The organism is Cytobacillus oceanisediminis (assembly GCF_004366035.1).
Classification (GTDB): domain Bacteria; phylum Bacillota; class Bacilli; order Bacillales; family Cytobacillaceae; genus Cytobacillus; species Cytobacillus oceanisediminis_C.
In genome coordinates, this window is sequence record NZ_SOEE01000005.1 from 298,683 (window position 1) to 325,307 (window position 26,625).

At 44.4% G+C, this 26,625-nt stretch carries 29 protein-coding genes; 10 read left to right on the forward strand and 19 right to left on the reverse strand.

Going from position 1 to position 26,625, the window contains the following annotated elements; translation table 11 throughout:
- Positions 1-43 precede the first annotated feature (43 nt).
- The 3 genes from DFO72_RS14675 to speE all read right to left on the reverse strand — a co-directional run bounded on the left by DFO72_RS14675 (position 44) and on the right by speE (position 2,240).
- Entirely contained in the window at positions 44-238 is a 195-nt protein-coding gene (locus DFO72_RS14675) for a DUF4177 domain-containing protein (protein ID WP_113882391.1), read from the reverse strand.
- Between the two features lie 235 nt (positions 239-473).
- Positions 474-1,352: an agmatinase gene (gene speB, locus DFO72_RS14680; protein ID WP_113882517.1), complete on the reverse strand. Its 879-nt coding sequence runs from the start codon at positions 1,350-1,352 to the stop codon at positions 474-476.
- Between the two features lie 60 nt (positions 1,353-1,412).
- Positions 1,413-2,240, reverse strand: coding sequence for a spermidine synthase (gene speE, locus DFO72_RS14685; RefSeq protein WP_113882392.1), 828 nt, complete (start codon positions 2,238-2,240; stop codon positions 1,413-1,415).
- Positions 2,241-2,655: 415 nt separating this feature from the next.
- On the opposite strand from speE, the gene DFO72_RS14690 reads away from it, so the two are divergent.
- Entirely contained in the window at positions 2,656-4,725 is a 2,070-nt protein-coding gene (locus DFO72_RS14690) for a transglycosylase domain-containing protein (RefSeq protein ID WP_113882518.1), read from the forward strand.
- A gap of 424 nt (positions 4,726-5,149) precedes the next feature.
- On the opposite strand, the gene DFO72_RS14695 is transcribed toward DFO72_RS14690, so the two are convergent.
- Together DFO72_RS14695 and DFO72_RS14700 are read right to left on the reverse strand one after the other, a co-directional pair.
- On the reverse strand, positions 5,150-5,662 hold the full coding sequence (locus tag DFO72_RS14695; RefSeq protein WP_113882393.1) for a YwhD family protein: 513 nt from the start codon (positions 5,660-5,662) through the stop codon (positions 5,150-5,152).
- 37 nt (positions 5,663-5,699) lie between these two features.
- The gene (locus tag DFO72_RS14700; RefSeq protein ID WP_113882394.1) at positions 5,700-6,359 is read right to left on the reverse strand and encodes a site-2 protease family protein; all 660 of its coding nucleotides are present in this window, start codon (positions 6,357-6,359) and stop codon (positions 5,700-5,702) included.
- A gap of 180 nt (positions 6,360-6,539) precedes the next feature.
- On the opposite strand from DFO72_RS14700, the gene DFO72_RS14705 reads away from it, so the two are divergent.
- Entirely contained in the window at positions 6,540-6,725 is a 186-nt protein-coding gene (locus DFO72_RS14705; RefSeq protein ID WP_009332324.1) for a 2-hydroxymuconate tautomerase, read from the forward strand.
- Between the two features lie 146 nt (positions 6,726-6,871).
- Here DFO72_RS14705 and DFO72_RS14710 read toward each other — a convergent pair whose 3' ends face one another.
- The 3 genes from DFO72_RS14710 to DFO72_RS14720 all read right to left on the reverse strand — a co-directional run bounded on the left by DFO72_RS14710 (position 6,872) and on the right by DFO72_RS14720 (position 9,249).
- Positions 6,872-7,381, reverse strand: a complete 510-nt coding sequence (locus tag DFO72_RS14710) for a YwgA family protein (protein WP_113882395.1) — start codon at positions 7,379-7,381, stop codon at positions 6,872-6,874.
- Between the two features lie 58 nt (positions 7,382-7,439).
- Positions 7,440-8,741 carry an HD domain-containing protein gene (locus DFO72_RS14715; protein ID WP_113882396.1) on the reverse strand — a complete coding sequence of 434 codons (1,302 nt, stop codon included), beginning with the start codon at positions 8,739-8,741 and terminating at the stop codon, positions 7,440-7,442.
- Between the two features lie 283 nt (positions 8,742-9,024).
- The gene (locus tag DFO72_RS14720) at positions 9,025-9,249 is read right to left on the reverse strand and encodes a DUF1450 domain-containing protein (protein ID WP_113882397.1); all 225 of its coding nucleotides are present in this window, start codon (positions 9,247-9,249) and stop codon (positions 9,025-9,027) included.
- Positions 9,250-9,630: 381 nt separating this feature from the next.
- On the opposite strand from DFO72_RS14720, the gene DFO72_RS14725 reads away from it, so the two are divergent.
- A complete protein-coding gene (locus tag DFO72_RS14725) occupies positions 9,631-10,383 on the forward strand; it encodes an RsfA family transcriptional regulator (protein ID WP_113882398.1) in 753 nt (250 codons plus the stop codon).
- A 149-nt stretch (positions 10,384-10,532) separates the two neighbouring features.
- Here DFO72_RS14725 and DFO72_RS14730 read toward each other — a convergent pair whose 3' ends face one another.
- Entirely contained in the window at positions 10,533-11,375 is an 843-nt protein-coding gene (locus tag DFO72_RS14730) for a lipoate--protein ligase family protein (RefSeq protein WP_113882399.1), read from the reverse strand.
- A gap of 227 nt (positions 11,376-11,602) precedes the next feature.
- The gene (gene pta, locus DFO72_RS14735; protein ID WP_113882400.1) at positions 11,603-12,580 is read right to left on the reverse strand and encodes a phosphate acetyltransferase; all 978 of its coding nucleotides are present in this window, start codon (positions 12,578-12,580) and stop codon (positions 11,603-11,605) included.
- Between the two features lie 383 nt (positions 12,581-12,963).
- On the opposite strand from pta, the gene hemQ reads away from it, so the two are divergent.
- Both hemQ and gerQ read left to right on the forward strand, forming a co-directional pair.
- Positions 12,964-13,707 (forward strand): hydrogen peroxide-dependent heme synthase, encoded by a 744-nt coding sequence (hemQ, locus tag DFO72_RS14740; protein ID WP_113882401.1) that lies wholly within the window; start codon positions 12,964-12,966, stop codon positions 13,705-13,707.
- 180 nt (positions 13,708-13,887) lie between these two features.
- A complete protein-coding gene (gerQ, locus tag DFO72_RS14745; protein WP_113882402.1) occupies positions 13,888-14,394 on the forward strand; it encodes a spore coat protein GerQ in 507 nt (168 codons plus the stop codon).
- Positions 14,395-14,627: 233 nt separating this feature from the next.
- Here the strand turns inward: gerQ and DFO72_RS14750 are convergent, their stop codons facing one another.
- The 3 genes from DFO72_RS14750 to DFO72_RS14765 form a co-directional block, all read right to left on the reverse strand.
- Positions 14,628-14,999: a DUF423 domain-containing protein gene (locus tag DFO72_RS14750; protein ID WP_113882403.1), complete on the reverse strand. Its 372-nt coding sequence runs from the start codon at positions 14,997-14,999 to the stop codon at positions 14,628-14,630.
- Positions 15,000-15,025: 26 nt separating this feature from the next.
- The gene (locus DFO72_RS14755) at positions 15,026-15,301 is read right to left on the reverse strand and encodes a YwdI family protein (protein WP_113882404.1); all 276 of its coding nucleotides are present in this window, start codon (positions 15,299-15,301) and stop codon (positions 15,026-15,028) included.
- 417 nt (positions 15,302-15,718) lie between these two features.
- On the reverse strand, positions 15,719-16,396 hold the full coding sequence (locus tag DFO72_RS14765; RefSeq protein WP_113882406.1) for a uracil-DNA glycosylase: 678 nt from the start codon (positions 16,394-16,396) through the stop codon (positions 15,719-15,721).
- Between the two features lie 183 nt (positions 16,397-16,579).
- Here DFO72_RS14765 and DFO72_RS14770 point away from each other — a divergent pair, with 183 nt between their 5' ends.
- Positions 16,580-16,909: a general stress protein gene (locus DFO72_RS14770; RefSeq protein ID WP_113882407.1), complete on the forward strand. Its 330-nt coding sequence runs from the start codon at positions 16,580-16,582 to the stop codon at positions 16,907-16,909.
- A 42-nt stretch (positions 16,910-16,951) separates the two neighbouring features.
- Here the strand turns inward: DFO72_RS14770 and DFO72_RS14775 are convergent, their stop codons facing one another.
- The 5 genes from DFO72_RS14775 to mobA form a co-directional block, all read right to left on the reverse strand.
- The gene (locus DFO72_RS14775; protein WP_113882408.1) at positions 16,952-17,350 is read right to left on the reverse strand and encodes a hypothetical protein; all 399 of its coding nucleotides are present in this window, start codon (positions 17,348-17,350) and stop codon (positions 16,952-16,954) included.
- A gap of 184 nt (positions 17,351-17,534) precedes the next feature.
- Positions 17,535-18,554 carry a thiazole biosynthesis adenylyltransferase ThiF gene (locus tag DFO72_RS14780; RefSeq protein WP_113882409.1) on the reverse strand — a complete coding sequence of 340 codons (1,020 nt, stop codon included), beginning with the start codon at positions 18,552-18,554 and terminating at the stop codon, positions 17,535-17,537.
- Positions 18,555-18,582: 28 nt separating this feature from the next.
- Positions 18,583-18,813 (reverse strand): molybdopterin converting factor subunit 1, encoded by a 231-nt coding sequence (gene moaD / locus DFO72_RS14785; RefSeq protein WP_113882410.1) that lies wholly within the window; start codon positions 18,811-18,813, stop codon positions 18,583-18,585.
- A complete protein-coding gene (locus tag DFO72_RS14790) occupies positions 18,806-19,270 on the reverse strand; it encodes a molybdenum cofactor biosynthesis protein MoaE (RefSeq protein WP_071158255.1) in 465 nt (154 codons plus the stop codon). The genes moaD and DFO72_RS14790 overlap by 8 nt, the downstream gene beginning before the upstream one ends.
- A 62-nt stretch (positions 19,271-19,332) precedes the next feature.
- On the reverse strand, positions 19,333-19,935 hold the full coding sequence (gene mobA, locus DFO72_RS14795) for a molybdenum cofactor guanylyltransferase (RefSeq protein ID WP_113882411.1): 603 nt from the start codon (positions 19,933-19,935) through the stop codon (positions 19,333-19,335).
- 365 nt (positions 19,936-20,300) lie between these two features.
- Between mobA and pdxK the strand changes: the two genes are divergently transcribed.
- The 4 genes from pdxK to DFO72_RS14815 all read left to right on the forward strand — a co-directional run bounded on the left by pdxK (position 20,301) and on the right by DFO72_RS14815 (position 25,907).
- The gene (pdxK, locus tag DFO72_RS14800) at positions 20,301-21,128 is read left to right on the forward strand and encodes a pyridoxine/pyridoxal/pyridoxamine kinase (RefSeq protein ID WP_113882412.1); all 828 of its coding nucleotides are present in this window, start codon (positions 20,301-20,303) and stop codon (positions 21,126-21,128) included.
- A gap of 216 nt (positions 21,129-21,344) precedes the next feature.
- Positions 21,345-21,692 carry a YojF family protein gene (locus DFO72_RS14805; RefSeq protein ID WP_009332344.1) on the forward strand — a complete coding sequence of 116 codons (348 nt, stop codon included), beginning with the start codon at positions 21,345-21,347 and terminating at the stop codon, positions 21,690-21,692.
- A gap of 43 nt (positions 21,693-21,735) precedes the next feature.
- Entirely contained in the window at positions 21,736-22,401 is a 666-nt protein-coding gene (gene bshB2, locus DFO72_RS14810; RefSeq protein ID WP_166672498.1) for a bacillithiol biosynthesis deacetylase BshB2, read from the forward strand.
- A gap of 209 nt (positions 22,402-22,610) precedes the next feature.
- The gene (locus tag DFO72_RS14815) at positions 22,611-25,907 is read left to right on the forward strand and encodes an alpha-amylase family glycosyl hydrolase (RefSeq protein ID WP_113882414.1); all 3,297 of its coding nucleotides are present in this window, start codon (positions 22,611-22,613) and stop codon (positions 25,905-25,907) included.
- Positions 25,908-26,053: 146 nt separating this feature from the next.
- Here DFO72_RS14815 and DFO72_RS14820 read toward each other — a convergent pair whose 3' ends face one another.
- On the reverse strand, positions 26,054-26,488 hold the full coding sequence (locus DFO72_RS14820; protein ID WP_113882415.1) for an SRPBCC family protein: 435 nt from the start codon (positions 26,486-26,488) through the stop codon (positions 26,054-26,056).
- Between the last annotated feature and the right edge of the window lie 137 nt (positions 26,489-26,625).

The following is a 26,625-nucleotide window of genomic DNA, read 5'->3' on the forward strand; positions in this document are numbered from 1 at the left end:
TTTTTAATCGCTTTCCCTCTCTCCGGGATTTGTGTTCCAGTAATTAAAACCCAGAAGTCTGCCGTTTAAAAATCAGCTCATAGAAAGATGGATTTCCGTATCCCCTTAAGCCTGGTGCAAAAATTTGCACCAGCTCCCAGCCTTCTTTTTCGTGCTCCCTGACAATTTCGTGATAATCCTCTGAAGGCGTCAGCTTAAATGATGATAATTCCACTTTAACAAATTTATGTTCATACATAACAAAAGCCTCCTTTCCTTTCATACGGAAAAATGGAGGGAAAAGTTTCATGCACAAAAAAACGGAGACCGAGGTCCCCGTTTATCGCAGTCTAACAGACTGTAAGCCTCCCTCCCCATTCAAGACTCAGAAAAATGAATGGAGTATAGTGAGGTCGAACTGCCCGTAAAGGCCCGATTGGTTCAACTAACAATCAGTTTGGGATAAAGAACTCCCCACTGATTGAAGTTTCACTTTATTTTTTATTCACCCATCCAAGAATCATTTCCCGGATCAGTTTGCTGGCTGTGTTGGCCGTTTGTTCAGATGGATCATAGATGGGCGCAACCTCGACAAGGTCAGCTCCAACGACTTTAACATCTGAATGGGCAATTTCATGAATAGAAGCAAGAAGCTCTCTTGATGTGATGCCGCCTGCATCGACTGTGCCTGTTCCCGGCGCGTGGGCAGGGTCCAGAACATCAATATCAATCGTTACATAGACCGGACGTCCTGCAAGCTTAGGAAGGATATCTTTCAATGGCTTGTGCACTTCGAATTTTGAAATGTGCATGCCGGCTTCCTTTGCCCACTGGAATTCTTCTTTCATGCCGGAACGGATGCCAAAAGAATAGACATTGCCAGGACCAATCAAATCAGCTGCTTTGCGGATTGGCGTTGAATGAGATAATGGCTCCCCTTCATAATCCACACGAAGATCCGTATGGGCGTCCATGTGGATAATCGCCAAGTCCGGATATTTTTTGTACATCGCTTTGATGACAGGCCAGGAAACCAAATGTTCTCCGCCCATGCCAAGCGGAAATTTATCCTCCGCCAGAAGCTGATCGATAAACTCCTCAATCATATCGATGCTTTTCTGCGGATTTCCGAATGGCAGCGGAATATCGCCGGCATCATAATATTTTACCTCTTCAAGCTCACGATCCAGGTATGGGCTGTACTCTTCAAGCCCAATTGACACTTCCCGGATGCGGGCAGGGCCGAAACGGGATCCCGGACGATAGCTGACTGTCCAGTCCATCGGCATTCCATAAATGACCGCTTCACTTTCCTCATAATTAGGATGGCTTTTAATAAACACATTGCCTGAATAGGCTTCATCAAAACGCACCAAGGTCATCCCTCACTTTTTATGTATTCAAGAAGGCTGCTCTGAAAAGCAGCCTGTCCATTACTTCACTAAATCTGCAACAAATTTAGGCAATACAAATGCCGCTTTATGCAATTCTTTTGTATAGTATTTTGTTTCGATCTCATGGAAGCGGCCTTCGCTTACTTCTAATGGATCGTATTTTTTAGATCCGATTGTGAACGCCCACATGCCGCTTGGGTAAGTAGGAATATTCGCAGTGTAAAGACGAGTGATTGGAAAAATTTCTTTCACATCGCGCTGTACGTTGCGGATAAGGTCCGCTTTGAACCAAGGGTTGTCAGACTGGGCCACAAAGATGCCGTCTTCTTTTAAGGCTTTAGAGATCCCAGCATAGAAGCCTTTTGTGAATAGATTTACCGCAGGTCCTACCGGCTCAGTTGAGTCAACCATGATCACGTCATATTCATTTTCGCTTTCGGCAATGTGCATGAAGCCGTCGCCCACCTGTACATCTACGCGGGGGTCATCAAGCTTGCCTGCAATCTCAGGAAGGAATTTTTTTGAGTACTCAATAACCTTTCCATCGATATCCACTAGAGTCGCCTTTTTCACGCTTGGGTGCTTAAGGACTTCACGGATGACACCGCCGTCACCGCCGCCAACAACAAGAACGTTTTCAGGGTTTGGATGCGTGAACAAAGGAATGTGTGCAACCATCTCATGGTAAACAAACTCATCCTTGATTGAAGTCATAACCATGTCATCAAGAAGAAGCATATTGCCCCACTCTTCTGTTTCCACCATATCAAGCTTCTGGAATTCTGTCTGTTCTGTATGTAAAGTACGCTTCACCTTCATCGTAATGCCAAAGTTCTCCGTTTGTTTCTCTGTAAACCAAAGTCCCATTCTTTAATCATTCCTTCCATAAAAAAATGAATTATCACTAAAGAGCAGCAAAAAGCATTTTCATCTTTTATACTTCCCTAACATGCAAATAACAAACACAGAAAAAGTATAGATGAATCTAGCAAAATTGCAAGAAAAATTTCGCTAATTAGTAGAGAAAGATGTTTAAAATCGCCCTGTTTTTTCAATACTGAATACATAGAGCACTTATTAGGAAAATTATTTGGATACTTCGCTGTACTTATCGGTCAACTTTAATTTTATCGGCCACTTGGGAATCTTCATCGGTCAGATTTTTAGCTTATCGGTGAATTTGGACAGTTTATCGGTCAGTTTTTATCTTTTCGTTCACTTGGCGCTGTATCAACTTTTCACTATAAAAATGTTTGAAACAGATAAATGGGGGGTGCTTGATATGGAATTAATGACGGATCAGCGTTTTCGGAAAACGATGAAATATTTGCGTGCCGTTCTCATTATTAGCTTAATAGGAATGGCTTTAGCCGCCGTGATGATCGGAGGCATTCTGGTATATGCCAAAATCTTGGGGCCGCCGCCGCTCGCCGTTCCGCAATCGACTTTATTTTTCTCGGATGATGGCACGGTTATCGGTGAAAGCAACAACGGCCAAAAACGCTATTGGGCACCACTCGATGACATCAGCCCGCATTTAATAGATGCGACGGTCTCGATAGAGGATAAGAATTTTTTCGAGCACAACGGATTTGATTATAAAAGGATCGCAGGTGCCGCCCTCGCTGATATAAAGGCAATGGCCAAAGTTCAGGGCGCCAGCACCATCAGCCAGCAATATGCCCGCAACCTGTTTCTTGAACATGAAAAAACCTGGAAGCGGAAATTGCTTGAGGCCTTTTATACCATCAGGCTTGAGATGAATTATACGAAAAAGGAAATCCTTGAAGGCTATTTAAATACGATTTATTACGGCAATGGAGCTTATGGCGCACAGGCAGCAAGCCAGTTCTATTTTGGGAAGGATGCAAGTGAGCTGTCATTGGCTGAGGCTTCGATTTTATCCGGCATCCCTAAGGGTCCTGGCATCTACTCGCCATTTGCATCAGCAGAAAAAGCAGATCAGCGTCAGAAAGTGATACTGCAGACGATGGTGAAGAACGGGCTCATCAGCCAAAAAGAAGCAGATCTTGCGGCGGCAGAAGAGCTTGAGCTTGTTGGGGAGCACATGCATCCAAGATCGAAAACAGCCCCGTATTTTCAGGACGCTGTCCGCAATGCCCTTAAGACACAGCTGAAGCTGGATGACCGAACGATTGAACTGGGCGGATTGAAGGTTTATACCACTTTGAATCTGAAGGAACAGGAAATCGCGGAAGAAACAATAGATAAGCTTATTTCAAAAGACTCGGAGATTCAGGTCGGAGTTGTTGCCATGAACCCGAAAAACGGGTATGTGAAAGCAATGATTGGCGGACGTGATTATGAGGCAAGTCCCTTTAACCGTGCAGTCCAGGCAGTCAGGCAGCCCGGATCGACGATAAAGCCTCTACTCTATTACGCTGCACTGGAGCAGGGCTTCACCCCCTCCACTCCAATCCGGAGCGAGCAGACTACTTTTCGGTTTGAAGACGGTACGCTAGACTACACACCGCATAACTTCAACAGCAAGTATGCGGATGACGATATCACAATGGCCCAGGCCCTTGCTCTATCTGACAATGTCTATGCGGTGAAGACTCATTTATTTTTAGGAGAAGAGACACTTGTCAATACAGCCAAGAAATTTGGCATTACCTCCAAGATGGCAAAGGTGCCGTCCCTTGCACTCGGCACATCCGGCATAAGAGTCATTGAGCTTGCGAACGCCTATAGCATGTTTGCCAATGGAGGGAAAAAGATCTCGCCGGTACTGATTAAGCGTGTAGAGAACCATAAAGGCGAAGTCATCTATGAGCAGGAGCCATTCCAGATGAAGGTTCTGAAGCCTGACCTTGCTTTCGTTATGACCCATATGATGACAGGGATTTTTGACCGGAAGCTGAACGGCTATGCCCAGGTAACGGGAAGCACAGTCATCAACGACATGACCCGCCCTTATGCCGGCAAGTCCGGTTCAACAGAAACAGACAGCTGGATGGCCGGCTTTACACCACAGCTTGTCACAGCGGTATGGACCGGCTATGACAAAGGCCAGGTTATTACAAAAACCGTTGACAAAACCTATGCCAAAAACATTTGGATCCGGTTCATGGAGGAAGCCCATAAAGGAAAGCCGGCCAAGGAATTCAAAGCGCCCAAAGACACAGTCGGCGTCTACATTGACCCAGCCAACGGGAAAATTGCTGGGGAAAACTGCCCGGTCAAGCGCCTAACCTACTTCGCAGAAGGCACAGAGCCTGTGGAATACTGTACAGACCACTTGAGCCATAAAGAAGAGAATAAAACTGAGCAGCCGGAAAAGAAGCCCGACACACCTTGGTATAAGAAACTGTTTCGGTGGGCTTCCTGATCCAGAGCAACCCGCGGTGCCTGATCTTTGAAAAAGATCAGGTGCTTTATTTTTAGGGGATCCTGTGGGCTTATATTTCTGACACTATAAGCTTGATTAGTTCCTTTCGGACGGATTCCGGTCTGTTCAAAGGCACAGATGGCTCCCGTCTGCCCAAAGACACTATTTCCCCGGTCAGTTCCTTTCAGATGGCTCCGTTCCGTTCTGTGGCACATTAACCCTGCTAACTTACCTCTAAGTACAACTCCAGCTTATAAAAAAGTGAAAAACCCCGGGGTCCGAATCCCGGGGTTTTTCGTGTCCTAGTGCTATATTGTGCCTTCACACTGTTAAATAGTTTACTTTTTTTATGGGAATTGTACAAGTAGTTAGAAAATCAAGTCAAAAAAATGTCACAATTTCGTCACAAAATTAAACTTTTTTTCTAAATGGCTTGTAAATCTTTTTTTAGCTGTTCCGCCGATCTTTCCCACATGCCTGCGTCATGATTTTTCAGGAAATCTGCCAGTACTTTTTTGGATTTCTCATCCATATGATCCACAATGATGTGTCTTTTAATCGATTTATCCATGCGGTTCACATGCTCTGGCAGGGATTTATAGCCCCGGCGGATTTCTCTGTCGACCGTCATTTCACAGGCAGTTACACCTGCATAATAAGCACCGCCCTCTTTGCGGTCAATGGTGACCCAAATCAGCCAATACGGCTTCCCGTTTGGCACTTCCTCTTTGCTTTTCAAAAACTTGATGCCTTTTTCAACAGGACTGCGAGCATGCATGGCGCCCACTTCAATAGACGCCTCCCCGGCATCCACATCAATCATAACCGGTGTCACATTATCAAGGCTCAGAGTCCCGACCCCAAAACCGCCATGTCCCTCAGTCGGGTCGTTCTTGATTATATTAAAATCGACTTTCTTTTTCTTTTTTTCTTCCATTTTCAAGTCCTCCTAAGCAAAAATTAGGCTCTTATTATTATGTCATAAATATTTCATAGAAAAAATCATTTAGGCCGCTTGCCAGCACCGGCAATACGGTGTTAAAAATTGGCTGGATGGTGTATTGATCCAGCGGTGTAATGACCAGGATAAGGAAAATAACGGAGCCATATGCCTCAAACTGAGTCATTTTCGGGCGAATATGGGCAGGCGCCAAATCCTCAATAATTCTGTAGCCATCAAGAGGCGGAAACGGCAGCAGGTTGAATACAAAAAGCACTAAATTCAGCTGAATAAAGATGTTCAGGAAATCTGCCACAAAAGCAGGAAATGAAGCGGCAAGTCCAGTTCCGGCAAGAGCATACCAGATGAAAAAACCCAGGACAGCCATTACCAGATTGGATATCGGTCCCGCAATTGAGACAGATATCCCGGCAAGCTTCGGATTTTTGAAAAAGAAGCGGTTAACCGGTACAGGCCTGGCCCATCCGAAACCTGCAATAAAAATCAGGATTGTTCCAATCGGGTCCAGATGCTGCATAGGATTTAGGGTTAATCTACCCTGATCTTTTGCAGTGGGATCTCCAAATTTATAAGCCACATAGGCATGGGCAAATTCATGGACCGTAAAGGCGATCATCAACGTTACCGCGACATAGGGAATCTCCCTGAGAGAAAACGCCAAAAATTGTTCCAAATGCCAAAACTCCCTCTCCTGCCGGCTGAAAAGCCAGGCTTTATTTATACATACTATGTAGGAAAAGCCGATGCTATTTACCTAAAAGTATACATGAACGCCTGTTCAAAGGGAATCAGGCTTGCACATTGCAAGAAAAAGTGGAAAAATACAAGCATAAATAGTGAGGAGGTAAAGAAAATGCCATACGTAACCGTTAAAATGCTTGAAGGCCGCACTGAAGAACAGAAAAAAGCGCTCGCTGAAAAAGTAACAGCTGCAGTAAGCGAAACGACTGGAGCCCCTGAAGATAAAATCGTTGTATTTATCGAAGAAATGTCCAAAAATCACTATGCTGTCGGCGGAAAACGCTTAAGCGATCAGTAGAATTACTTATAAAGGGCAGTTTTCCATGCGGAAACTGCTTTTTTTATGGATTTTTCTAATTCAGAAGCTTTTTATGTGCGGATAGCTCAGATTTATGTGCAGATAGACTACCTTCCAGGAATTCAGCAAAAAGAAAAGCCAGGCGCTTAATGCAGCCCGGCTTTTTCTCTTAAGCTTCCAATATATTGATACGCCTGTTCCACTTCTTCATCCGTGTAGCGCTGTTTGCTTTTTAGGGTAAAGACTTTTTCTTTCACTTCTTCTTTTGGGAGGTCGTTAAAATAAAGGACTGTTGAGACGAGTTCAAGGAATCTTGCATTCTGGCCGTTCATATCAAGCAGGCAGTCCTGCAGGCTGGGCATTTCGACTGAATTAATGTCCAGAAATTCCTTGCCGGTTTCAGTAAGGGTGTACCGATACTGGTAATAGCCGCCCTTTTTTTCCTTTACTTCGTTTAAAAATCCCATGTTGCAGAGTTCTTCGACCCTTAGTGTCAATTCTTCCGAATATGGCCCGTAAAAGTGAAATTGAAATCTTTCCTGAAAGGGAAATGCGATGTTTTTGGCGATATAAATCATTTTCTGCAGCTTTTTCCGTCCCACGATTTCTTCAGAGACTGCAATGGCATGCATTAGTTTGGCGTGATCCTTTAACAAAGCTCTTCATCTCCTACTCCGTTTTTTCCCGTATCTATAGAAAACCAATTATGTAGTCTTAATCGATTTCCAGCAGCGTTCTAATCTGTTTTTTAATGTTTGGCTTTTTGCTGTCGTCTGCAATAAAATCAGCCGGATAGTACAGCTTATGATCAGTGCGTCGCTTCCCGGAAATGGCATCCACGATCTCCGATTCACGGGAAAGCTCGCGGATATCCCCGTTTTTCAGCAGCAAATGGATCGGCAATCTTTCTTCTTCCTCGCCCGGACGGTAAAAATCATAAGGCAAATCAGATGAAGAATCGACGACCAGGTAATATTCCGGATCGATGCCTGCCTTTTTGAACAAAGCCGACAGCTCCGTTAGCTTCTTGTACTCCTTCGCCGGGTCGAATTCCACATATTTATATAAATTCCGGTCCATAAATCGGCAGCAGAGATCTTTCAGTATCGGATCTTCTTCCTCCTGCCACATCTGAAAATAATAAAGAATAATAGCTTCATCGAGCTTTATATAATCTTCAAGAGTGATTTCACCATTGAATAAAGAATAAAAATGGATTGGATCATATTTAAACCTGTATTTCTGTTCATGCAGATCTTTCGCGCGATGAAGGATTTTGGTCAGAATCACCTCGGCACTGCGTGTAACCGGGTGGAAATATACCTGCCAATACATCTGATACCGGCTCATAATGTAATCCTCAACGGCATGCATCCCGCTCTGCTTGATCACGACCTGGTCTTCCCGCGGCCTCATGACACGAAGGATCCGCTCCATGTCAAAGTGGCCATAGCTGACACCTGTAAAATAAGCATCCCGCTGCAGATAATCCATCCGGTCCGCATCAATCTGGCTGGAAATCAGGCTGACGACCAGTTTATTTTTAGAAGTTTTGGCAATCACATCTGCCACTTTCTGAGGAAAATCGGCACTTACCCTTGTGAGCACCTGATGGACCTCGGTATCGCCGAGAATGATTGCCCTCGTATAATGTTCATGATCGAGGTCGAATACTTTTTCGAAGGAGTGTGAGAACGGGCCGTGCCCCAAATCGTGGAGAAGTGCCGCGCATAAGGTCAGGATGCGGTCTTCTTCATCCCATTCCGGTCTGCCCAAAAAGACGTCATCGGAAATGCGCCGTACAATCTCGTAAACACCGAGTGAGTGGTTAAAGCGGCTATGCTCAGCACCATGGAAGGTTAAATAAGTTGTCCCGAGCTGCTTAATTCTTCTAAGACGCTGAAACTCTTTTGTCCCGATTAAATCCCAGATTACTCTGTCCCTTACGTGTATGTAACGATGAACGGGATCTTTAAATACTTTTTCCTCACTTAACTTTTCCGCTGAATATGCCATTCCGTACCCTCCGCTTTTCCTGTGTCCACACTTTTCGAACCTGCTGTTCCCAATTTTTGGCGTATACCTATTATATCCCGATTACGGTGTCAATTCATCACAAAATTCTCTGTTTTTCATGGCTGTTCGACAGAAACCGCGATACAGCAATCATCTGCCCTGGAAATATTTTTCGACTTTTCTAAAAACGAATATTGCCTCCTAAGTCTATTTACCAATCGGAGCTCAATCATAAACTCAGGCAAAAAATAAAATCACCTCAGGACAGGAGTCAGGGTGATCTTTATTTTTTCAGCTTTTTATTAATTTTCTCCATCAATTCCTCTTCCGTCAGTGCGGCAAGGGGACGGTTATTGACAAATGCAAATGTTTTTTTGCGGCCTGGCCCGCAATAGGACTGGCAGCCGACATCAATTTTTGCTTCAGGATCTATTTCTTTTAATTGCGGTATCAATGTCTTCAGATTTACAGCCTGACAATCGTCGCAAACACGAAATTCGTTTGCCATTTTATTACAACCCTTTCTGCGGTCAATCTTTTATATTATGCGCTCCCCATTCCAGGAGCTTTAACAGCGCATTTCGCGCCTCGTCATCTTCTTCGTTAAAGCATGTCCGCTGCAAAGCATTCCTATTCAGATAAAAAGGACTGCCCTGCCAACTGCTACAGGCTATTTTAAAACTTATCCAGCTCTATTGCAAGCTGTAATCATTAACTTCGGTGGTGAATCTTAGTAATCTTCACAAAACCGCCATACGTATCTAGCGAAAAATAAAATTTTTAAAAAATCTACTATCCTTTTAATCACCTTTGTATAAAATCTGCCAAGTTTGTCCATCCTTTAACTAAGGCAACAGCAAAAAGTAATAATTTAGGGAGCTGAGGTTATATGAAAGTACGTCAGGACGCTTGGACAGATGAAAACGATTTATTGCTGGCAGAAACCGTTTTGCGGCATGTGAGGGAAGGCAGCACTCAGTTAAACGCTTTTGAGGAAGTCGGGGACAAGCTAAACCGCACATCTGCGGCATGCGGATTCCGCTGGAACGCTGTGGTGAGGCACCAGTATGAAAAAGCACTTCAGTTAGCCAAGAAACAGCGCAAGCAGAGACAAAGAATGCTAGGAAAGGATCAGGGCGGCAAAAAGAAACTCTTATACTCTCCGCCAGTTCCAACTATGCAGGAGGTTGAAGCAGCGCCAATTAAGACAAATGCGATTGTACCGCCGTCACCGGCAGATTTTTACGAAGAGCGTACAGAGGATGAATCGCATGCCCAAACAGAGACGGTCTCATCCTACACCTATTCAGAGCCGGTTTATACTGCGCCTGCACAGCTGGATATGGATACCGTTATCACATACTTGCAAACATTAAATCATTCAGGCATTCAGCTTGATATACTAAAGAGTGAGAATGAAAGATTGAAGCGCGAAAATGCGGATCTAAGAAGCCGGAATGAAGAGCTTGAAAGCAAAATCGGCGAATTGGAGCAGAATACGGTAACCATTCAGGAAGATTACGAGACACTGATGAAAATCATGAACAGAGCCCGCAATTTTGTTCTGTTTGATGAAGAAGAAAGGCCGGCATCCAAGTTTAAAATGGACCGCAACGGCAATTTGGAGAGAGTAGCTGAATAGAAAAGCTAAAAGCGCCTTGCCCGCCAAAGGGTGCAGGCGCTGAAAGTTCCAACAAAAAGGGTGTTCCCGGCAGCGGGAGCAGGAGAAAATGGCAGCAATTCCTTTCAAGGAGGGCCGCAGATCGTTTATGACTGCGGCTCTTCTTTTATTTATTCGCTGCCAAGTATTTTCTCATTTCGCTCCATCACACGGCGGTAATAGGCTTCAAACAAACCAGCTTCCACATTTGTCAGCTGCCCTGCATAAAGGCGGCCCGCTTTCTTTTTCAATGACTGCAAAAAGCGGAGCATCACATCCTGTACTTTCAGCTCTGTACCCAGTAATTCCGATAGTGATGCCATCACAGCCGGCTGAATTTCAGGGTACTGGAACTTTGTCTGTTCTTCTTTTTTTGCAAGGGAATAGAATTTGCCAATCAAATCGGCCCGCCCACTTCCTCTGCCATCCACGCACAGATAGATCTGGACCGCCACGCCATTGCGGAGGCGCCTTTGCGAGATGCCGGCAAACTTTTGTCCCCCTATGCTTAAATCATAGCTTCCCGGGCAATAGGAGCCGACAATTTCACGCGCTTCTATTTCTATATTAAAATCGGAAAACATCTCCTGGATGAGCATCCACATCGCATCATATCCGCGGTTTATGTCTATTCCTTTTTCACTTTCAGGAAATATCAGCGAAATATTCAGGACCCCTTGATCCAGGACAACTGCCAGACCGCCGGAATTTCGTACGATCACATCATATCCCTGGCTTTTTAAAAAATGGATGCCTTCAGTTAAAAAAGGAAGCTTCGTATCCTGGATTCCAAGCACAATTGTATTATGGTGAACCCATGTCCTCGCAGTCGCAGGCGCCTCACCCGATCCTACAGAAGCACAAAGTGTATCGTCCATCCCGAAAGAGTGCAGGGCATTTAAGTGGATGCCTGCAGCAGATTGATCAATGACCCTCCATTCTTCCTGAAACAGCAAGTCTTGTAGCGAATTCATCTTCATTTGATCCCCTTTTGCCGTTATTTCGAGTTAATCGGCAGAATTTATCTATTTGGTGGCAATTTAACGGCCAAATCAGCTAGTTTATCAGCCTAAGTTATAGGTTTATCGGCCAAATATGACACTTTAACGGCCAAACTTGAGCCTTTATCGGCCAATGGCCCATAACAGATACATTATAGCAAAAAAGCCAGTCACAAGGGACCGGCTTCTCAGCTGCTGTATTATTGATGTAAAGCTTGAGCTGCAGTAATTAAAGCAAGCTTGTAAACGTCTTCCTCGTTGCAGCCGCGGGACAGGTCATTAACCGGGCGGTTCAAGCCTTGAAGGATTGGTCCCACTGCTTCGAAGTTTCCTAGGCGCTGGGCAATTTTGTAGCCGATGTTTCCGGCTTCCAGGCTAGGGAAAACAAATACATTCGCATCACCCTGGATTGGCGAATCCGGAGCTTTTTTCTCAGCTACCGATGGAACGAATGCTGCATCAAACTGGAATTCCCCATCGATGATCAATAGCGGATCACGAATCTTAGCCGCTTCAAGTGCCGCCGAAACTTTTTCCGTTTCAGGAGACTTGGCAGAGCCCTTTGTTGAAAAGCTCAGCATGGCCACACGCGGTTCGATATCGAACATTCTGGCTGTCTTCGAGCTTTCAATCGCGATTTCCGCCAGGTCCTGGCTGTCAGGTGAGATGTTGATGGCACAATCGGCAAAAACATATTTCTCATCGTCACGGACCATGATGAATACACCAGATGTTTTGCGTACGCCTTCTTTTGTTTTAATGATTTGAAGAGCCGGTCTCACTGTGTCAGCTGTCGAATGAGCTGCCCCGCTCACAAGGCCGTCTGCTTTGTTCGCATAAACAAGCATGGTTCCGAAATAGTTTTCATCAAGAAGGATTTTGCGCGCATCTTCTTCTGTCGCTTTGCCTTTGCGTCTTTCAACAAATGCAGCCACAAGCTCATCCATCATCAGGAAGTTATTTGGATCATAAATTTCAGCTGATTCCAGGCTGATATCCATGTCCTTTGCTTTCGCTTCAATTTCTGCAATGTTTCCAATAAGGATCGGAGTGATGATTTTTTCCGCAGCCAATCTGCCCGCAGCCGCTAAAATGCGCTCATCCTGTCCTTCAGGAAATACGATTCTTAGATTCTGCCCTGTTACTTTTTCTTTCAATACTGTGAATAAGTCACTCATGATAATTCCTCCTACGGCACTATATTTCCGTTCAACTCAATAGAAATTCTTCTATATACTCCCTTAGAATACTCTTCATCCTAAGAATTTCAAGGAGTTCCCATACTGTTAGCGTTTACAAATAAAAAGTTTTTGTTTTCGGTATATTCCCAATAATAAATACCCCTTCTGCTGCATATCTTCATACCTTTTTTAAGATATCCATAATCCCCTCTTTGTAAACGGGATTTTGCGGTGACAGACACCTGTACTAGTTCCGCAAATTGGTATAGGTGCCTGTCATCCTGCTGAATTCCAACATTTCAAGTTTTGTACACATGTTAATTGGAGAAACTATGTTATAGTAATGATGAGAATTTTAGTACATATTAGGAGTGATTATAATGAGTGAAGCAGCAGTAACGCTTGATGGCTGGTATTGTTTACATGACTTCCGCACAGTTGACTGGACAACTTGGAAAATGGCTCCCAGCGAAGAGCGCCAGGCAGCGATCCACGAATTTATGGCCCTAGTGGACAAGTGGAATACAACACAAAGCGAGAAAAACGGCAGCCATGCCCTTTATACAATTGTCGGCCAAAAAGCTGATTTTATGATGATGATCTTAAGGCCTACAATGGAAGAGCTAAATGAAATTGAAAACGAATTCAACAAAACTAAGTTAGCTGAATTCACGATTCCGGCTCATTCATATGTTTCTGTTGTCGAGCTGAGCAACTACCTGCCGGCCGGAGAAGATCCATACCAGAATCCGCAGATCCTGGCACGCCTTTACCCGGAACTTCCGAAAGCGAAGCATGTCTGCTTCTATCCGATGGACAAGCGCCGCCAGGGCAAAGACAACTGGTACATGCTTCCGATGGAAGATCGCCGCAATATGATGCGCAGCCACGGCATGATCGGGCGCCAGTATGCAGGAAAGGTAAAGCAGATCATCACAGGTTCAGTCGGCTTCGACGATTATGAATGGGGAGTTACCCTCTTCTCTGATGATGTTCTTCAGTTTAAAAAGCTTGTTTATGAAATGCGCTTCGATGAAGTAAGTGCCCGCTACGGTGAATTCGGCTCCTTCTTCGTCGGAAACATCCTTGAAGAGGATAAAGTTGAAAAGTTTCTTCACGTTTAATCACCAAAACTCCCACTCTGCTGGGAGTTTTTCTTTTTTCTCAGGTCATAAATAAACATGCCCCTTCATAGTAATGAAATAGTGAGTTTCTATTTTAAAATTCAACCCGCAGGACTTTCTGACAGTCCATGGCAAAAATGCGGATAGAAATGGCTATTATAATTTTTAGGAGGGAAAACATTGAGTCAATCAAATTATGGTCAATACCCTTATTACGATTACAGGCAGCAACCTTACACTGGAAGCGGACAAATGGGACAGAACAATCAGGGACAGCCGCAATATCAAACAATGCCAACAGGCGGAACGTTTCCAGGTGCAAGCTCGGGCGGGATGTTTCCAGGTGCCGGCGCCGGCGCCGGTATGGGTGCCCCTTCAGCTGCTCCTTCTATTCCAGGCATGCTTCCGCTTGAACAATCCTACATCGAAAATATTCTTCGCCTGAACAGAGGAAAGCTCGCGACTGTTTATGCAACATTCGAAAACAATACAGAATGGAACGCCAAAATATTCAAAGGCATCATTGAAGCGGCCGGACGAGATCACTTGATTCTGAGCGATCCGCAAACAGGAACCCGCATTCTCCTTCCAATGATTTACTTAGACTATGTGACGTTTGATGAAGAAATAGAATATGAATATCCGTTTGGCGGAGGACAGGGAATGTCGCAATATTCGCCAAGGTAATAAGAAAAGCGGAGGCGCCCTTGCCCATCGACGGAGCGTGGTGAACTGAGCCGAGTGAGATAGTGATTCGATGTTGACTTATAACGGTACGCGCACATCCTGTACGTCGCCGTAGACAGGTGAGGGAATCACACCGAGTCGATAGGGTGCCGGAGCTAGACAGTTATCGAAATTCAAATTTGTATTCACCTATATAAAAAAGGAGCTTTGACCCCGTCAAAGCTCCTTTCCTATTATAAATATTTTACCGCCGCAATGATCAAGAGCACCCAAGCCGCAAGGAAAGAAACTCCGCCAAGCGGGGTAATGGCACCGAGCACGCTGATTTTTGTTAATGTTAAAACATATAAGCTTCCTGAGAAAAGGATAATGCCGATCAGCATCAGCCAGCCTGACCAGGATAATAAAGATGACGCCGGCAATTTGCCTAGCAGGACGCCAATAATCAAAAGGCCTGTTGCGTGGAACATCTGGTAGGTTACACCTGTTTTCCATATCTCCAAATACTTCGGCTCCACTTTTCCCTCAAGCCCATGCGCCCCGAACGCACCTAATGCAACTGCTAAAAAAGCATTAATGGCTCCAATTATAATGAATAGCTTCATAATCCCCTGCACCTCTTATCGTTTTATTAAAAATCGAACAATGAATCGCCGTTTGCCTCATCATCCATCTGCATTTTCTTTGACTGCAGACTCGCTGGCTGAGCCGGAGGCGGTGCATTGTATGTATGGCTAATAGAAGCGGCAGCAGACACACTTCCTGTATCCGACTCTTCCAAAACCAGCTCGCATAATGACTTGATCGCCTGCACTCTTTCTCTTATTCTGGCGTCTGAAGAGCTGCTTTTCGCTTCCAGCAATTCCTTTTCCATCTTCCCTAAAAGCTTCTGAACAGAGATATTCATTCTCTACACCTCTTTCTGTAAGAAAAGCGCAAGCGCCTTGCCCCACCCCTATTTTCAAGGGGCAGGCTGCTTCCGCTAAACAAATCCCGAAGTTCAAAAAAAGTATACATTCTTTTTAAAAAACCGCCAATGGTACCGGCCATATAAAGTTTATCAGGTTTTCTTTTCAAAACGCAAACAAGGATGGCCAGATGCCCGAAAAACTTCGAGAGAGGGCATTTGCCTGGATTTAAACTGAAAAGCCCTGCAGCCTTTTGGATGGCTCCGGTCCCATGTAACATAGAAATATTTGCATTTAAAACAATCCATTTTCTGTGAACTCATTTGTCTTCCCCTTCTCGAACATGCATATTTCGAGCACTTCTCTTATTCTCTTACACGAAACGGTATGTTTCACGTGAAACATGACGAAAAAAATCAGAGATCATGAATCTGCCAGTCAATGGGCTCCTCTCCAAGCTCCTGTAATATCTCATTCGTCCTTGAAAATGGCCTGCTGCCAAAGAACCCTTTTCTTGCCGAAAATGGACTTGGATGCGGCGATTTTATTATATAGTGTTTAGAAGGATCAATCAGCGCTTCTTTTTCCTGAGCCGGTTTGCCCCATAATATAAAAACCACTGGCTTTTCCCTCTCATTCAGTTTTTGTATGACGGTGTCGGTGAAAGTTTCCCATCCTTTCCCCTTATGCGAATGTGCCTGCCCTTTGCGGACGGTCAGAACGGTATTTAAGAGTAGCACTCCTTCTCGGACCCATTTTAATAGATAGCCATTGTTTGGCACCTCGAAGCCCAGGTCATCCTGTATTTCCTTGAATATATTTTTCAATGAAGGTGGCAGCTTTACATCAGGCTGAACCGAAAAGCTTAATCCATGTGCCTGCCCCGGTCCATGATAAGGATCCTGCCCCAATATCACTGCCTTTACGTCTTTATAAGCTGTATATTGAAGAGCATTGAAAATATCCTCCTGCTTTGGATAAATGGTTTGCTCCTCATATTCTTTTTTTAAAAATTCACGAAGATGGAGATAATAGGGTTTCTCGAATTCCTCTTCCAAAATCTCCTGCCAGTCATTTCTTAAGACACGCTTCATCTGCCAACTCTCCCTCCTCTTATTTGAAAAGTCCTATTCTTAATACCCATTGGCTATCATTGCATAATCTTTCATTCTTGCATACATGTTTAAATATTTTCAGAACGGATATGTAATAAATATAACGGCAGGACATGCTGCCATTTAAATAAATCTGCAAATCTTTTAAGGAGGATGTTATATATGTATAAAATTGAAGTTGTTGAAAATGGTGTACAGGCTACTGATACGATTGGAATGCTGCAAAACCAGGGATTCAATAAGGAAAACATCTATATTTTCGCACATGACAAGGATCGCTCAGATCACCTTTCTGACGCGACGGATACAGGCGAAGTCGGCATGAAGGAGCAGGGCCTATTCGATTCTGTCGGCAACGTGTTCAAAAAACGCGGAGATGAGCTTCGTTCAAAATTTGAATCTGTTGGTTTAACGACCGTAGAAGCAGAACAATATGAAAAAGTATTGGATGAAGGCAAGTTAGTTATTGTCGGAACAGACGAAGTAAAATAAGCAAAAAAGCGATGAAAAATTTTTCATCGCTTTTTTTATGCCCTAGAACATCCAAACCCATAGCCCAATCAACAGAACGGGGTACAGTACATACCACCAGACTCTGGATATATTGACTTTTGACAGGATGAAAAAAACCAGTTCAGGCAGCACAATCAGACCAGCCTGAAGCCATATGAAGGTGCTAAAATGCTCCGGCGCTGTAATGCCGGCCCCTGTCGCCCAGTCTCCGCTATTGAATAAAAAGTAGAAAAAGTTCAGGAATGGGAGAATGATAGCGAAAAGAATCCGGCTTATATGGACGATTAGATCTGCAGGACGCTTGGTTTTATACATAGGGGTAACCGGAATGATAAAGCTGTAAAGGATCAGCACCAGCCCTATAAAATTGACCAGCAGCTGGTCAAACAAATACCCGAAAAAATACATGAATGTAATCATTGTTAACCTCTTCTGTCTTTTTGTCTTTATTTTACAAAAAGGGAAGGGGCTTATATATAATGAAAAAGCACTAGTTTTTCTACCGGACTCTTATTGACCGTAAAGGCCCGACAGAGTGAAAATGACTAAAACGCCACTTCCTGTAGGCCCCAACTTACAAAACCCCACTGATTGAAGTTTCACTTTAACCCATAATCCGCTGATAAATGGACTTCGCCTGCGCTAAATCCTTTGTGCCATGAATAAGGGCGCGTCCGTCTTTAAAGAGGACCAGGCGCTGCTCCTCCATTTCGACGGAAAGCAGATACGGATTGCCTTTCACCTGGTAGCCTAATGCTTTCAGCTGCCGTGCGATTTCAGCGAATTCGATTTCATGCTCCTTTGGCGGGCGGATCTGAACAGTGTCCCTTCCGCAGAGAACAGTGGATTTCATCATGTTTTCCGGCTGCAGGTAAGGATATGTTCTTTCTGTTCCGCAAGATAAGCAGCCTTCATCTTTTGCTTTTGACACCTTCATGCTTGTGTACTGGTTTCGCCATAAATCAAAGCTGACCATAGCGGTACGCACGGCTTCCCAGTCCTCAGCCAGAATTTTCAGTGCTTCAGCTGCCTGATGGGCGACGACCATTTGCACAGCTGGGGCAATGATTCCTCCTGTGTCACAGGTCATCCCCTGGATCGGAATCTTTTTCAGCAGGCAATTCATGCATGGCGTTTTCCCGGGAATGATCGTCATGCTCATGCCAAAGCTGCCGACACAGGCTCCATAAATCCAGGGAATATTAAATTTTTGGGAGATATCATTAATGGCCATCCTGGTTTCAAAGTTATCGGTCGAGTCCAGGATCAGATCCACCCCTTCAGCAAGCTCTTCCAGCTTTTCCGGAGTAGCATCGCCAATAATCGAGCGGGTTTCGACCTCGCTATTAATCTGTTTTAGCCGTTTTTCTGCTGCGGCCGCTTTTGGCATTTTTTCTAAGGCATCGCTTTCTGCAAAAAGCTGCTGGCGCTGCAGGTTGCTTTCCTCGACATAATCCCGGTCAATGATAGTCAGTTTGCCGGCACCTGAACGCGCCATCAATTCCGCATTCCCCGAGCCAAGAGCGCCGGCACCGACAATCAGCACATGCTTGGAGCGGATTTTTTCCTGCCCCACTTTTCCAATAGGCGGAAACAAAGCCTGGCGTGAATACCTTTCAGACAATGCGCCACCTCCTCTCTTGAAGCTGCCATTACCCCCCGCTGACTGGAGGGATAAAGGCAATTGTATCTCCGGCCTGAATGACTTCATCATCTGAAGCAAATTCTTCATTCACGGCTGCCATGACTGAATCAAGCTTCAGCCCGTATTTTTCCTCAAGCATTTGTTTCAGTTCAGAGATTGTTTTGCCGCTGACATCATTTATAACAGACTCTTCTCCAACACGGTCCCGCAAATGGGCAAAAAACATAATTTTATTCATGTAAATCCTTCGCCTCCGGTTTTCCTTTTGGGTATGCTACTGTTTCCAGCTGGTTGCCAATCCATTCTTCGCCATCTTCCCAATGTTCCTTTTTCCAAATCGGCACAATTTCTTTAATTCTTTCAATCGCATAGCGGTTTGCTTCATAAGCATCTGCACGGTGTGGAGTGGAAACGGCAATGACAACCGCTACATCGGTGATATCCAGTTTGCCGGTCCGGTGGGTAATTGCCACTTCTGCCCCGTTCCAGCGCTCTTTTATCTCGGTTCCGATCTGCTCCAGTTTTTTCACAGCCATTGATTCATATGCTTCATATATTAAGTAAAGAGTTTTTTTGCCATGTGTCAGCTCGCGGACTGTTCCGATAAAGGTCGTAATCGCTCCCGCTTCCCGCTGCACCACTTTATCGATTACACTTTGGATATCAATCGGGTCTTTAGAAATCTCAAAATTCATGGAATCACCTCGTTTTATTTGATTTTGACATAGACAGGGACGGAATGGAAATGAATGCATTCTTATTTTGATGCATCTTCTGCCATTTTCAGCGCCTGCCGGTATTCGTCAGGACGGTTCATGTTAAAAAAGTGCGCATCCCTATATAAAAATCCCAAATTCTTAAGCTCTTCATCTTTTATGATTCTGCTATCGATTTCCTGCAGAAATTGGCGGATCCGCAGTTTATTTTCCCTCAATGCCAGCTCTGCTGCATCTTTTGCATCCTTTCGGTAAGCGGCAAAAAGCGGGTGAAGCTGCCCTCCGATTTCAGGCACGGACGCCTGATGATGATCCAGCTGTTCAAGAAGAAGCCTGGCAAGCTCCCCGGATATGAATGGCATATCACATGCCACAATCAGATTGTTTTGAGTCATGGATTCAGACAGGCCGGCATGAATTCCAGCCAGTGGCCCTTTTTCTTTCCAGCGGTCGCTTACAAGAGGAAGGCCGAGAAACTGATAATCTTCCTGTTTATTGGCTACGATGATGACATTGGGCAATATAGAAGACAGCTGATTGGCGATTCGCTCAATAACTGTTTTGCCGCCTATTTTCAGCAGGGCTTTATTCTCCCCCATCCGGCTTGAATGTCCTCCTGCCAAAATGATGCCTGTACTGCTCATTTCCCTCACCGTCTTTCGATGTATCTATCGTTATCCTTTTATTTTACCATCTATTCCGGCCTGTTTCTTTTAAGAAGTCCGCCGGAGTTGGCAATATTGTGACGTTCAGCAGGATTTATTTTGCTGAGGTTAATTTATTTGCAGATAGTCGAGGTTTATGTGCGGATAAGCGTGATTTATGTGCGGATAAGCGTGATTTATGTGCGCATAGCCATTTTTATGTACGTTCATGTGTTCATCGTATTTTTGCCTAAAGGAGCGGTTAACTTAATGCTATCTGCAGTCCTTAATAGTTTTTACCTTTTTCAATTATTGTTATAATTAGAAAAAGATATCCAGCAGCACTTCAAGGAGGAATTATGCATATGACGATGAAAAAAGTAATGACCATTGCCGGTTCAGATACGAGCGGCGGCGCGGGAATCCAGGCAGACCTTAAGACATTCCAGGAGCTTGGCGTTTACGGGATGACTGCGCTGACTACCATCGTGACGATGGATCCTAAAAATAACTGGAGCCACAACGTGTTTCCGATTTCGACAGACATTCTGGAAACACAGATCGAAACAATTATGTCTACAGGAATCGACGCGATGAAAACTGGCATGTTAGGTTCTGAAGACGTGATTAAAATTGCGGCAAAGACCATTAAAGAAAACAGCCTGGATCATGTTGTCATCGATCCGGTCATGGTCTGCAAAGGTGAGGATGAGCCGATTCATCCTGAATTAAACGAAGCATTAAGAGATTTGCTTGTGCCGCTTGCAACAGTGGTAACACCAAATTTATTCGAAGCATGGCAGCTGGCTAAAACAGGTCCGATCAAGACTGTGGAGGACATGAAGGAAGCGGCTGTTAAAATTCATGAGCTTGGTGCGAAGTATGTATTAATCAAGGGCGGCAGCAAGCTTCAGCACGAAAAAGCAGTTGATCTTCTATATGATGGACAAGAGTTCACTCTTTATGAAAGCGAGCGCGTTGAAACGACTTACACTCATGGCGCAGGCTGCACCTACTCTTCTGCAATCACAGCAGAAATCGCGAAAGGCAAACCTGTCAAAGAAGCGGTTCAAACAGCGAAGGATTTCATCACTGCCGCCATCAACCATGGCTTTAAGCTAAATGAATATGTTGGCCCTACAATGCCTGGTGCTTACCGCAAATTTGGTGCAGGCCGTCTTGAATCAGAATAAGCATGATGAAACAGAGTCCGACGGGGCTCTGTTTTTTCCATGGCGGTTAAGCAGATATATTGATTTTTCGCGGACAATTTAAAAATTTCGCGGTTATATCTTTTTAGCACCCTCGCTGAGATTACTTTTTCGCTTTTCATTTCTTTTTTTAGTAAGATAAACATATAAATGCCGTCTCAAACGAATATGAAGATAAAACGGAAGGGGGACTATAGAGTGGAACCAGCAGTGAAAGAACATGTACAAAAAGAGATTGACCGCCTTGCCAATAAAGAGGTCTTTATTCATCTGGAAACAACAAACGGAGCGTATGCTTCCCATTTTGATGAAAGCTTCTTTTCTTCAGGTGCCTATATCCGCAATGCCAAATTGGTTTATGAACATGGAAAAATCACCGGAAAAGGCCCTTACCGGGTTGGATTGAAAATGAATTTTGGCTGGGTGTATGCTGAAGGAATTACCCACTTTGAAGTCGATGAAGAAGACAGGCTCCTTTTAGCCGGCCATGATTTCAGCGGCAAGCTTGCAGTCGCCCTGCAAATTAGTGAAACACCTTTTGAATAATTAGGGGCTCAGAGGACACCAAATGGAAAGGAGCACGACCATGATGGAAAAGGAAAGACATGTACTCGTCATCTTCCCTCATCCGGACGATGAAGCATTTGGCGTTTCAGGAACGATTTCCTTACATATCGATAACGGCACACCTGTCACCTACGCATGCCTGACGCTTGGAGAAATGGGGCGCAATATGGGAAATCCCCCTTTTGCCACCAGGGAAACTCTGCCGAAAATCCGTAAAGAAGAGCTGGAGGAAGCAGCCAGGGTTTTGGGCATCCAGGACTTAAGAATGCTGGGGTTTCGCGATAAAACAGTAGAGTTTGAGGATGAAGAAAAGCTCGCGAACAGACTGGGAGTCATCATCGGTGAGACAAACCCTTCCCTCATCATCACGTTTTATCCGGGATACGCTGTGCACCCGGATCATGACGCAACAGGCGCCGCTGTGATCCGTGCGGTAAAAGAGCTGCCTGCTGACAAGCGTCCGAAGGTTCACTGTGTCGCATTCTCCAATAACTGTGAGGAAGAAATCGGCCAGGCTGATGTTGTCAATGACGTCAGTGCGGTTGCAGACCGAAAGATTGCAGCGATCAAGGCACATGCCTCACAGACACAGCTGATGGCAGCGAATATGGAAGAAAGCATTAAAAAGCAAGAGCCTGAAGTATTGGCCAGAATGTATAAAGAGCGTTTTTGGACCTATAATTTCTAAAGATAGAACATGCCGCCCCTGATTTCAGAGCGGCTTTTTTTATGGTTTTAGTTTTCTGAATATTAACTACTTTTTACCCATGAGCTGCCTCCGTTATGATGTTAGAATTTCCTTAAGTAGTTCGCAAACGGTTTCATTCGCCTTTTGATGCAATCGGTTGCACTATACTTATTACCCACTTTAACTCATCTAATTAGGGAGGGAAAATTATGGACAAATATAGGAAAGCTGGCATCTTGATCATGCTCCTAAGCTTGATTCTCAGTTTATTCACGGGAATTCATCCTCACTTATCCTCTGCCAGCACAGTCGAAAGCCCTGTAGTGGACGGGAATCAAGTTACTTTCTCCTATCAGGGAGAAGCTCAGCAGGTCCGGGTTGCCGGCAGTTTTACCGGCTGGCAAGATGGAGCATTGGCAATGACGAAGGGCGAAAACAATATATGGTCAAAGACTATTCTTTTATCACCTGGAGTCTATGAATATAAATTTATTCTGGATGACAGCAATTGGATTACTGATCCGGCAAATAGCAAGACTGCTAATGGAAACAGCTTACTGGCTATTAGCGGATTAACGACTGAAATGCCTGCTGATGCTGTAAAAGACACCATGATTCCTCTTTCGGCTAAATTAGTACATAGCAGCGGCACTATCGAAGATGTGCAGCCAGCCTGGAGATTAAAAACGGAAGCAAATGGCGTTGAGGTGAAAAATAATCAGCTGGCAATCTCCAATTCTGCTGAAGCAGGAAGCGTAACTATCATTGGCGAATTCAATGGCTATACACTAGAGCATAGCTTCAGCATTATCAGTCAGATGAATAGCTACAAAATAAACTACTGGCGCGATGACGGGAAGCAATTCAATTGGGATTTATGGGCATGGGAGGACGGAAAAAACGGCAAGGCTTACCCATTTACAAACCGTATAGAAGGTTTTGCCCAAGCTAAGATTTCTGTTCCTTCGAGTAAAATCCATGTCATTCCCCGTCCTGGAAACTGGGATACTCAGGATATTTCCAGAACCATTACCATGCCTGATGGCCAAAATGAAGCAGAGGTATGGCTCGCTGAGGGCGACCAAACCGTTTATTACTCAAAAGAGGAATTTGACGATCGGAATGCAGAAGATAACCGTCGTTTTATTGAGTTTACGTATTTAAGAGACAAGCACGATTATGAAGGCTGGAACATTTGGACCTGGCAGACTGGCATAAAAGATGGGCAGGCAGATTTTACCGAAGTCAATGACAAGGGGGCTGTTGCATTGATTGAAATTGGCCAGCAGACTGAGCAAATGGGATTTGTGCTTCGCAAAGGAACAGGCTGGGACCAAAAGGATCCTTATGGTGCCGACCGCTATATTAAAACAGGGAATGACAATTTCACCAAGGTTATAGTCAAAAGCGGCCAGAGTGAATTCTATCAGGTCCCTTCTATTACGGGGCCTCTCCTGAACAATAGCAGTCTTACTCTTTATTTTAGAGATCCGGAGCTGTTCAAACAGGGAGAAATGGATTCGATTGAAAAGGTGCAGGCAAAGTTGAATGGTCAGATTTACGATATGCAGTACTCCCTTAAGGAAGAACGTTTCTTTGTGAAGATTGATCAATTGGAAGAAGGAACATACGAGTACTCTTTCCTTGTTACTAGAGATGGAGAACCTTCTGAAATGAAAGATCCTTATAATGAGAAGTCATCCCTCACCTATAAAAACCCAACAGCAAAAATCAGAACTGACGTGAGTCCAAATAAAGTTTCATACAATGAAAATGCTGTTTTATCCATTGAAACAGTACTTTCCGATCCTGAGGTATCTATTAAAGAAGCTTACGCTGACCTATCCGCTATCGGCGGAAGCAGCAAAGTCAGTATTGACCCGGCATTAAATGCACACACCATATCCATTGATCAAGCTGTAACGGCAGGCATTAAGAAGCTGCCGATCACGGTAATTGATGAATATGGGAATTTCCATACTGGAGAAGCTTCCGTTGAAGTCAAAACCCGTACCTTCAGCGGCAAAAAGGATGATTTTGATTGGGATGAGGCACGCATTTACTTTATGCTGACAGATCGATTTAACAATGGAGATTCTTCCAACGATGATCCAAACCATTCAAATTATGATACGTCCCATCTGGAAACCTATCATGGCGGAGATTTCCGGGGAGTGATTGAAAGACTGGATTATCTCGAGGACCTTGGCATTAACACGATTTGGATCACACCGATCGTCGACAACATCAATTGGGACCTGCGCCATGATAAAGATGGAAACCAATATGGCTATCATGGCTACTGGGCAAAGGATTTTACAAAATTGGATGAGCATCTTGGGGACATCAAGACATTCCAGGAACTTTTGGAAAAAGCACATGACCGCGGCATAAAAGTGATGGTGGATGTGGTACTGAACCATACCGGATATGGATTAAAGGAAAACGATCATTCCATTGGACTTGGAATTCCCAACTTCCCTTCTGATGCTGACCGCGAGCGCTTTACGGGCATGCTGCGGGATGGAGGAAATGATACCATCCGCGGCGAGCTGGCCGGATTGCCTGATTTTAAAACGGAGGAAGAAGAGGTCCGCAGACAAATTATTGACTGGCAGACAGACTGGCTTGAAAAAGCAAAAACGGACCGCGGAGATACGATTGATTACTTCCGTGTGGATACCGTTAAACACGTGGAGCACACAACATGGAAAGCATTTAAAAATGCCCTGACTGAAATCAGGCCTGACTTTAAAATCATAGGCGAATATTACGGCGGCCACATCGATGAACATGGAGGCTTTCTGAACAGCGGCGAAATGGACTCCATCCTCGATTTTGATTTTAAACATACCGCTGCTGATTTCATTAACGGCAAAATCGACGCAGCTGAAGCAAAATTACAGGCTCGAAATGATAAGCTCTCAAATACGGCAGCTCTTGGCCAATTTTTAAGCAGTCATGATGAAGACGGCTTCCTGATCACAAGTGCGGGCAATGATTGGGGCAAAATGAAAATTGCCTCTGCCCTCCAAATAACGTCAAAGGGACAGCCAGTTATCTATTATGGGGAAGAAATCGGCCTTTCCGGCAAACATGCAGGAGATATGGATAAAGGAGAGTTTAATGAAAACCGCTATGACTTTGACTGGTCCCTAATCGAAAATGACATGCACAAGCACTACCGGAAGCTCCTTAACATCCGGAAGGATTACTCAGCAGTGTTTTCAAAAGGTACACGCGAAAAGCTGGCAGGCAGTGACGCTAATGGGTATCTAGTTTTTAACCGCTCCTATAACGGCATAAATGCTGTTGTAGGCATAAACACTATGACGGATAAAATGAAAGTAACAGTAAAAGTCCCATTTGCCGCCGGAAGCAAGGTCATTGATCAATATTCCGGAAAGAAATATTCAGTGGACAAAAATCGGCAGATTAAAGTCAAACTGCCCGGCAGAAATGAGGGCGGTACGGTCATTCTAGTTTTGGATGAAAAAAGGAATTAATAAAAACAGGGAGCCTCTCTAATGGAGAGGCTCCCTGTTTTCCTGTTCCATGTACGCATAGCAAGCCTCCTCATCACACGACGAAAACCGTTAAGAACCTGCTCCCATGAGGTGTCCGGGGGTAGTCAAGGCGCCTTGCGCTTTTCTTATTTCTCCATCATTTCCTTCAAATACTGAAGCTGGCTTCCGTCTTCCCGCTTCACAATATTCACGATGAAACGCTTCGTTAATTTGGCGACAAGACCGCTGGTTTTGACGTTTGCTTCCATCTCCACCTGCGTTCCTTCTTCTATTTCATGAAAATCATATTTAAATTCTGTTATAAGTCCATTGGCATTGCTGCGGGTGGTATAGGTTCTGTCTTGTTTGAAATCAATGATTTCAATATCTGCACTGATTTTTTTCCCTCTGACCATGCGGGTTTCAATGAACTTTGTACCTTTTCCGATCTCGCCCTCGGTCTGTTTTTCCACTTTCACAACAAACGGCATGAGTTCAGGGACATTTTCCATCTTAATCATATAATCGAATACTTCATGTAAAGGTTTATTGATAATTTCACTGGAACGAAAGTCAGCCATGCTTTGCACCTCAGAGTCATAGAGTCTATGACTCTATTATATATCAAAAAAGCCGGGCTGACTAAGGAAAGCGGAAGCGCCTTGCTACGAAGGAACACAGACTAAGAACGCCACATCCTCCCAAAGGCTGGCACTTT

What these genes read in the sequence shown, in the direction of transcription:
- DFO72_RS14675 (WP_113882391.1), bottom strand. Translation starts at nt 238, where the DNA reads ATGTATGAACATAAATTTGTTAAAGTGGAATTATCATCATTTAAGCTG.
- speE (WP_113882392.1), bottom strand. Translation starts at nt 2,240, where the DNA reads ATGGGACTTTGGTTTACAGAGAAACAAACGGAGAACTTTGGCATTACG.
- DFO72_RS14690 (WP_113882518.1), top strand. Translation starts at nt 2,656, where the DNA reads ATGGAATTAATGACGGATCAGCGTTTTCGGAAAACGATGAAATATTTG.
- DFO72_RS14695 (WP_113882393.1), bottom strand. Translation starts at nt 5,662, where the DNA reads ATGGAAGAAAAAAAGAAAAAGAAAGTCGATTTTAATATAATCAAGAAC.
- DFO72_RS14705 (WP_009332324.1), top strand. Translation starts at nt 6,540, where the DNA reads ATGCCATACGTAACCGTTAAAATGCTTGAAGGCCGCACTGAAGAACAG.
- DFO72_RS14715 (WP_113882396.1), bottom strand. Translation starts at nt 8,741, where the DNA reads ATGGCATATTCAGCGGAAAAGTTAAGTGAGGAAAAAGTATTTAAAGAT.
- DFO72_RS14720 (WP_113882397.1), bottom strand. Translation starts at nt 9,249, where the DNA reads ATGGCAAACGAATTTCGTGTTTGCGACGATTGTCAGGCTGTAAATCTG.
- DFO72_RS14725 (WP_113882398.1), top strand. Translation starts at nt 9,631, where the DNA reads ATGAAAGTACGTCAGGACGCTTGGACAGATGAAAACGATTTATTGCTG.
- DFO72_RS14730 (WP_113882399.1), bottom strand. Translation starts at nt 11,375, where the DNA reads ATGAATTCGCTACAAGACTTGCTGTTTCAGGAAGAATGGAGGGTCATT.
- pta (WP_113882400.1), bottom strand. Translation starts at nt 12,580, where the DNA reads ATGAGTGACTTATTCACAGTATTGAAAGAAAAAGTAACAGGGCAGAAT.
- hemQ (WP_113882401.1), top strand. Translation starts at nt 12,964, where the DNA reads ATGAGTGAAGCAGCAGTAACGCTTGATGGCTGGTATTGTTTACATGAC.
- DFO72_RS14750 (WP_113882403.1), bottom strand. Translation starts at nt 14,999, where the DNA reads ATGAAGCTATTCATTATAATTGGAGCCATTAATGCTTTTTTAGCAGTT.
- DFO72_RS14755 (WP_113882404.1), bottom strand. Translation starts at nt 15,301, where the DNA reads ATGAATATCTCTGTTCAGAAGCTTTTAGGGAAGATGGAAAAGGAATTG.
- DFO72_RS14765 (WP_113882406.1), bottom strand. Translation starts at nt 16,396, where the DNA reads ATGAAGCGTGTCTTAAGAAATGACTGGCAGGAGATTTTGGAAGAGGAA.
- DFO72_RS14770 (WP_113882407.1), top strand. Translation starts at nt 16,580, where the DNA reads ATGTATAAAATTGAAGTTGTTGAAAATGGTGTACAGGCTACTGATACG.
- DFO72_RS14775 (WP_113882408.1), bottom strand. Translation starts at nt 17,350, where the DNA reads ATGATTACATTCATGTATTTTTTCGGGTATTTGTTTGACCAGCTGCTG.
- moaD (WP_113882410.1), bottom strand. Translation starts at nt 18,813, where the DNA reads ATGAATAAAATTATGTTTTTTGCCCATTTGCGGGACCGTGTTGGAGAA.
- DFO72_RS14790 (WP_071158255.1), bottom strand. Translation starts at nt 19,270, where the DNA reads ATGAATTTTGAGATTTCTAAAGACCCGATTGATATCCAAAGTGTAATC.
- mobA (WP_113882411.1), bottom strand. Translation starts at nt 19,935, where the DNA reads ATGAGCAGTACAGGCATCATTTTGGCAGGAGGACATTCAAGCCGGATG.
- pdxK (WP_113882412.1), top strand. Translation starts at nt 20,301, where the DNA reads ATGACGATGAAAAAAGTAATGACCATTGCCGGTTCAGATACGAGCGGC.
- bshB2 (WP_166672498.1), top strand. Translation starts at nt 21,736, where the DNA reads ATGGAAAAGGAAAGACATGTACTCGTCATCTTCCCTCATCCGGACGAT.
- DFO72_RS14815 (WP_113882414.1), top strand. Translation starts at nt 22,611, where the DNA reads ATGGACAAATATAGGAAAGCTGGCATCTTGATCATGCTCCTAAGCTTG.
- DFO72_RS14820 (WP_113882415.1), bottom strand. Translation starts at nt 26,488, where the DNA reads ATGGCTGACTTTCGTTCCAGTGAAATTATCAATAAACCTTTACATGAA.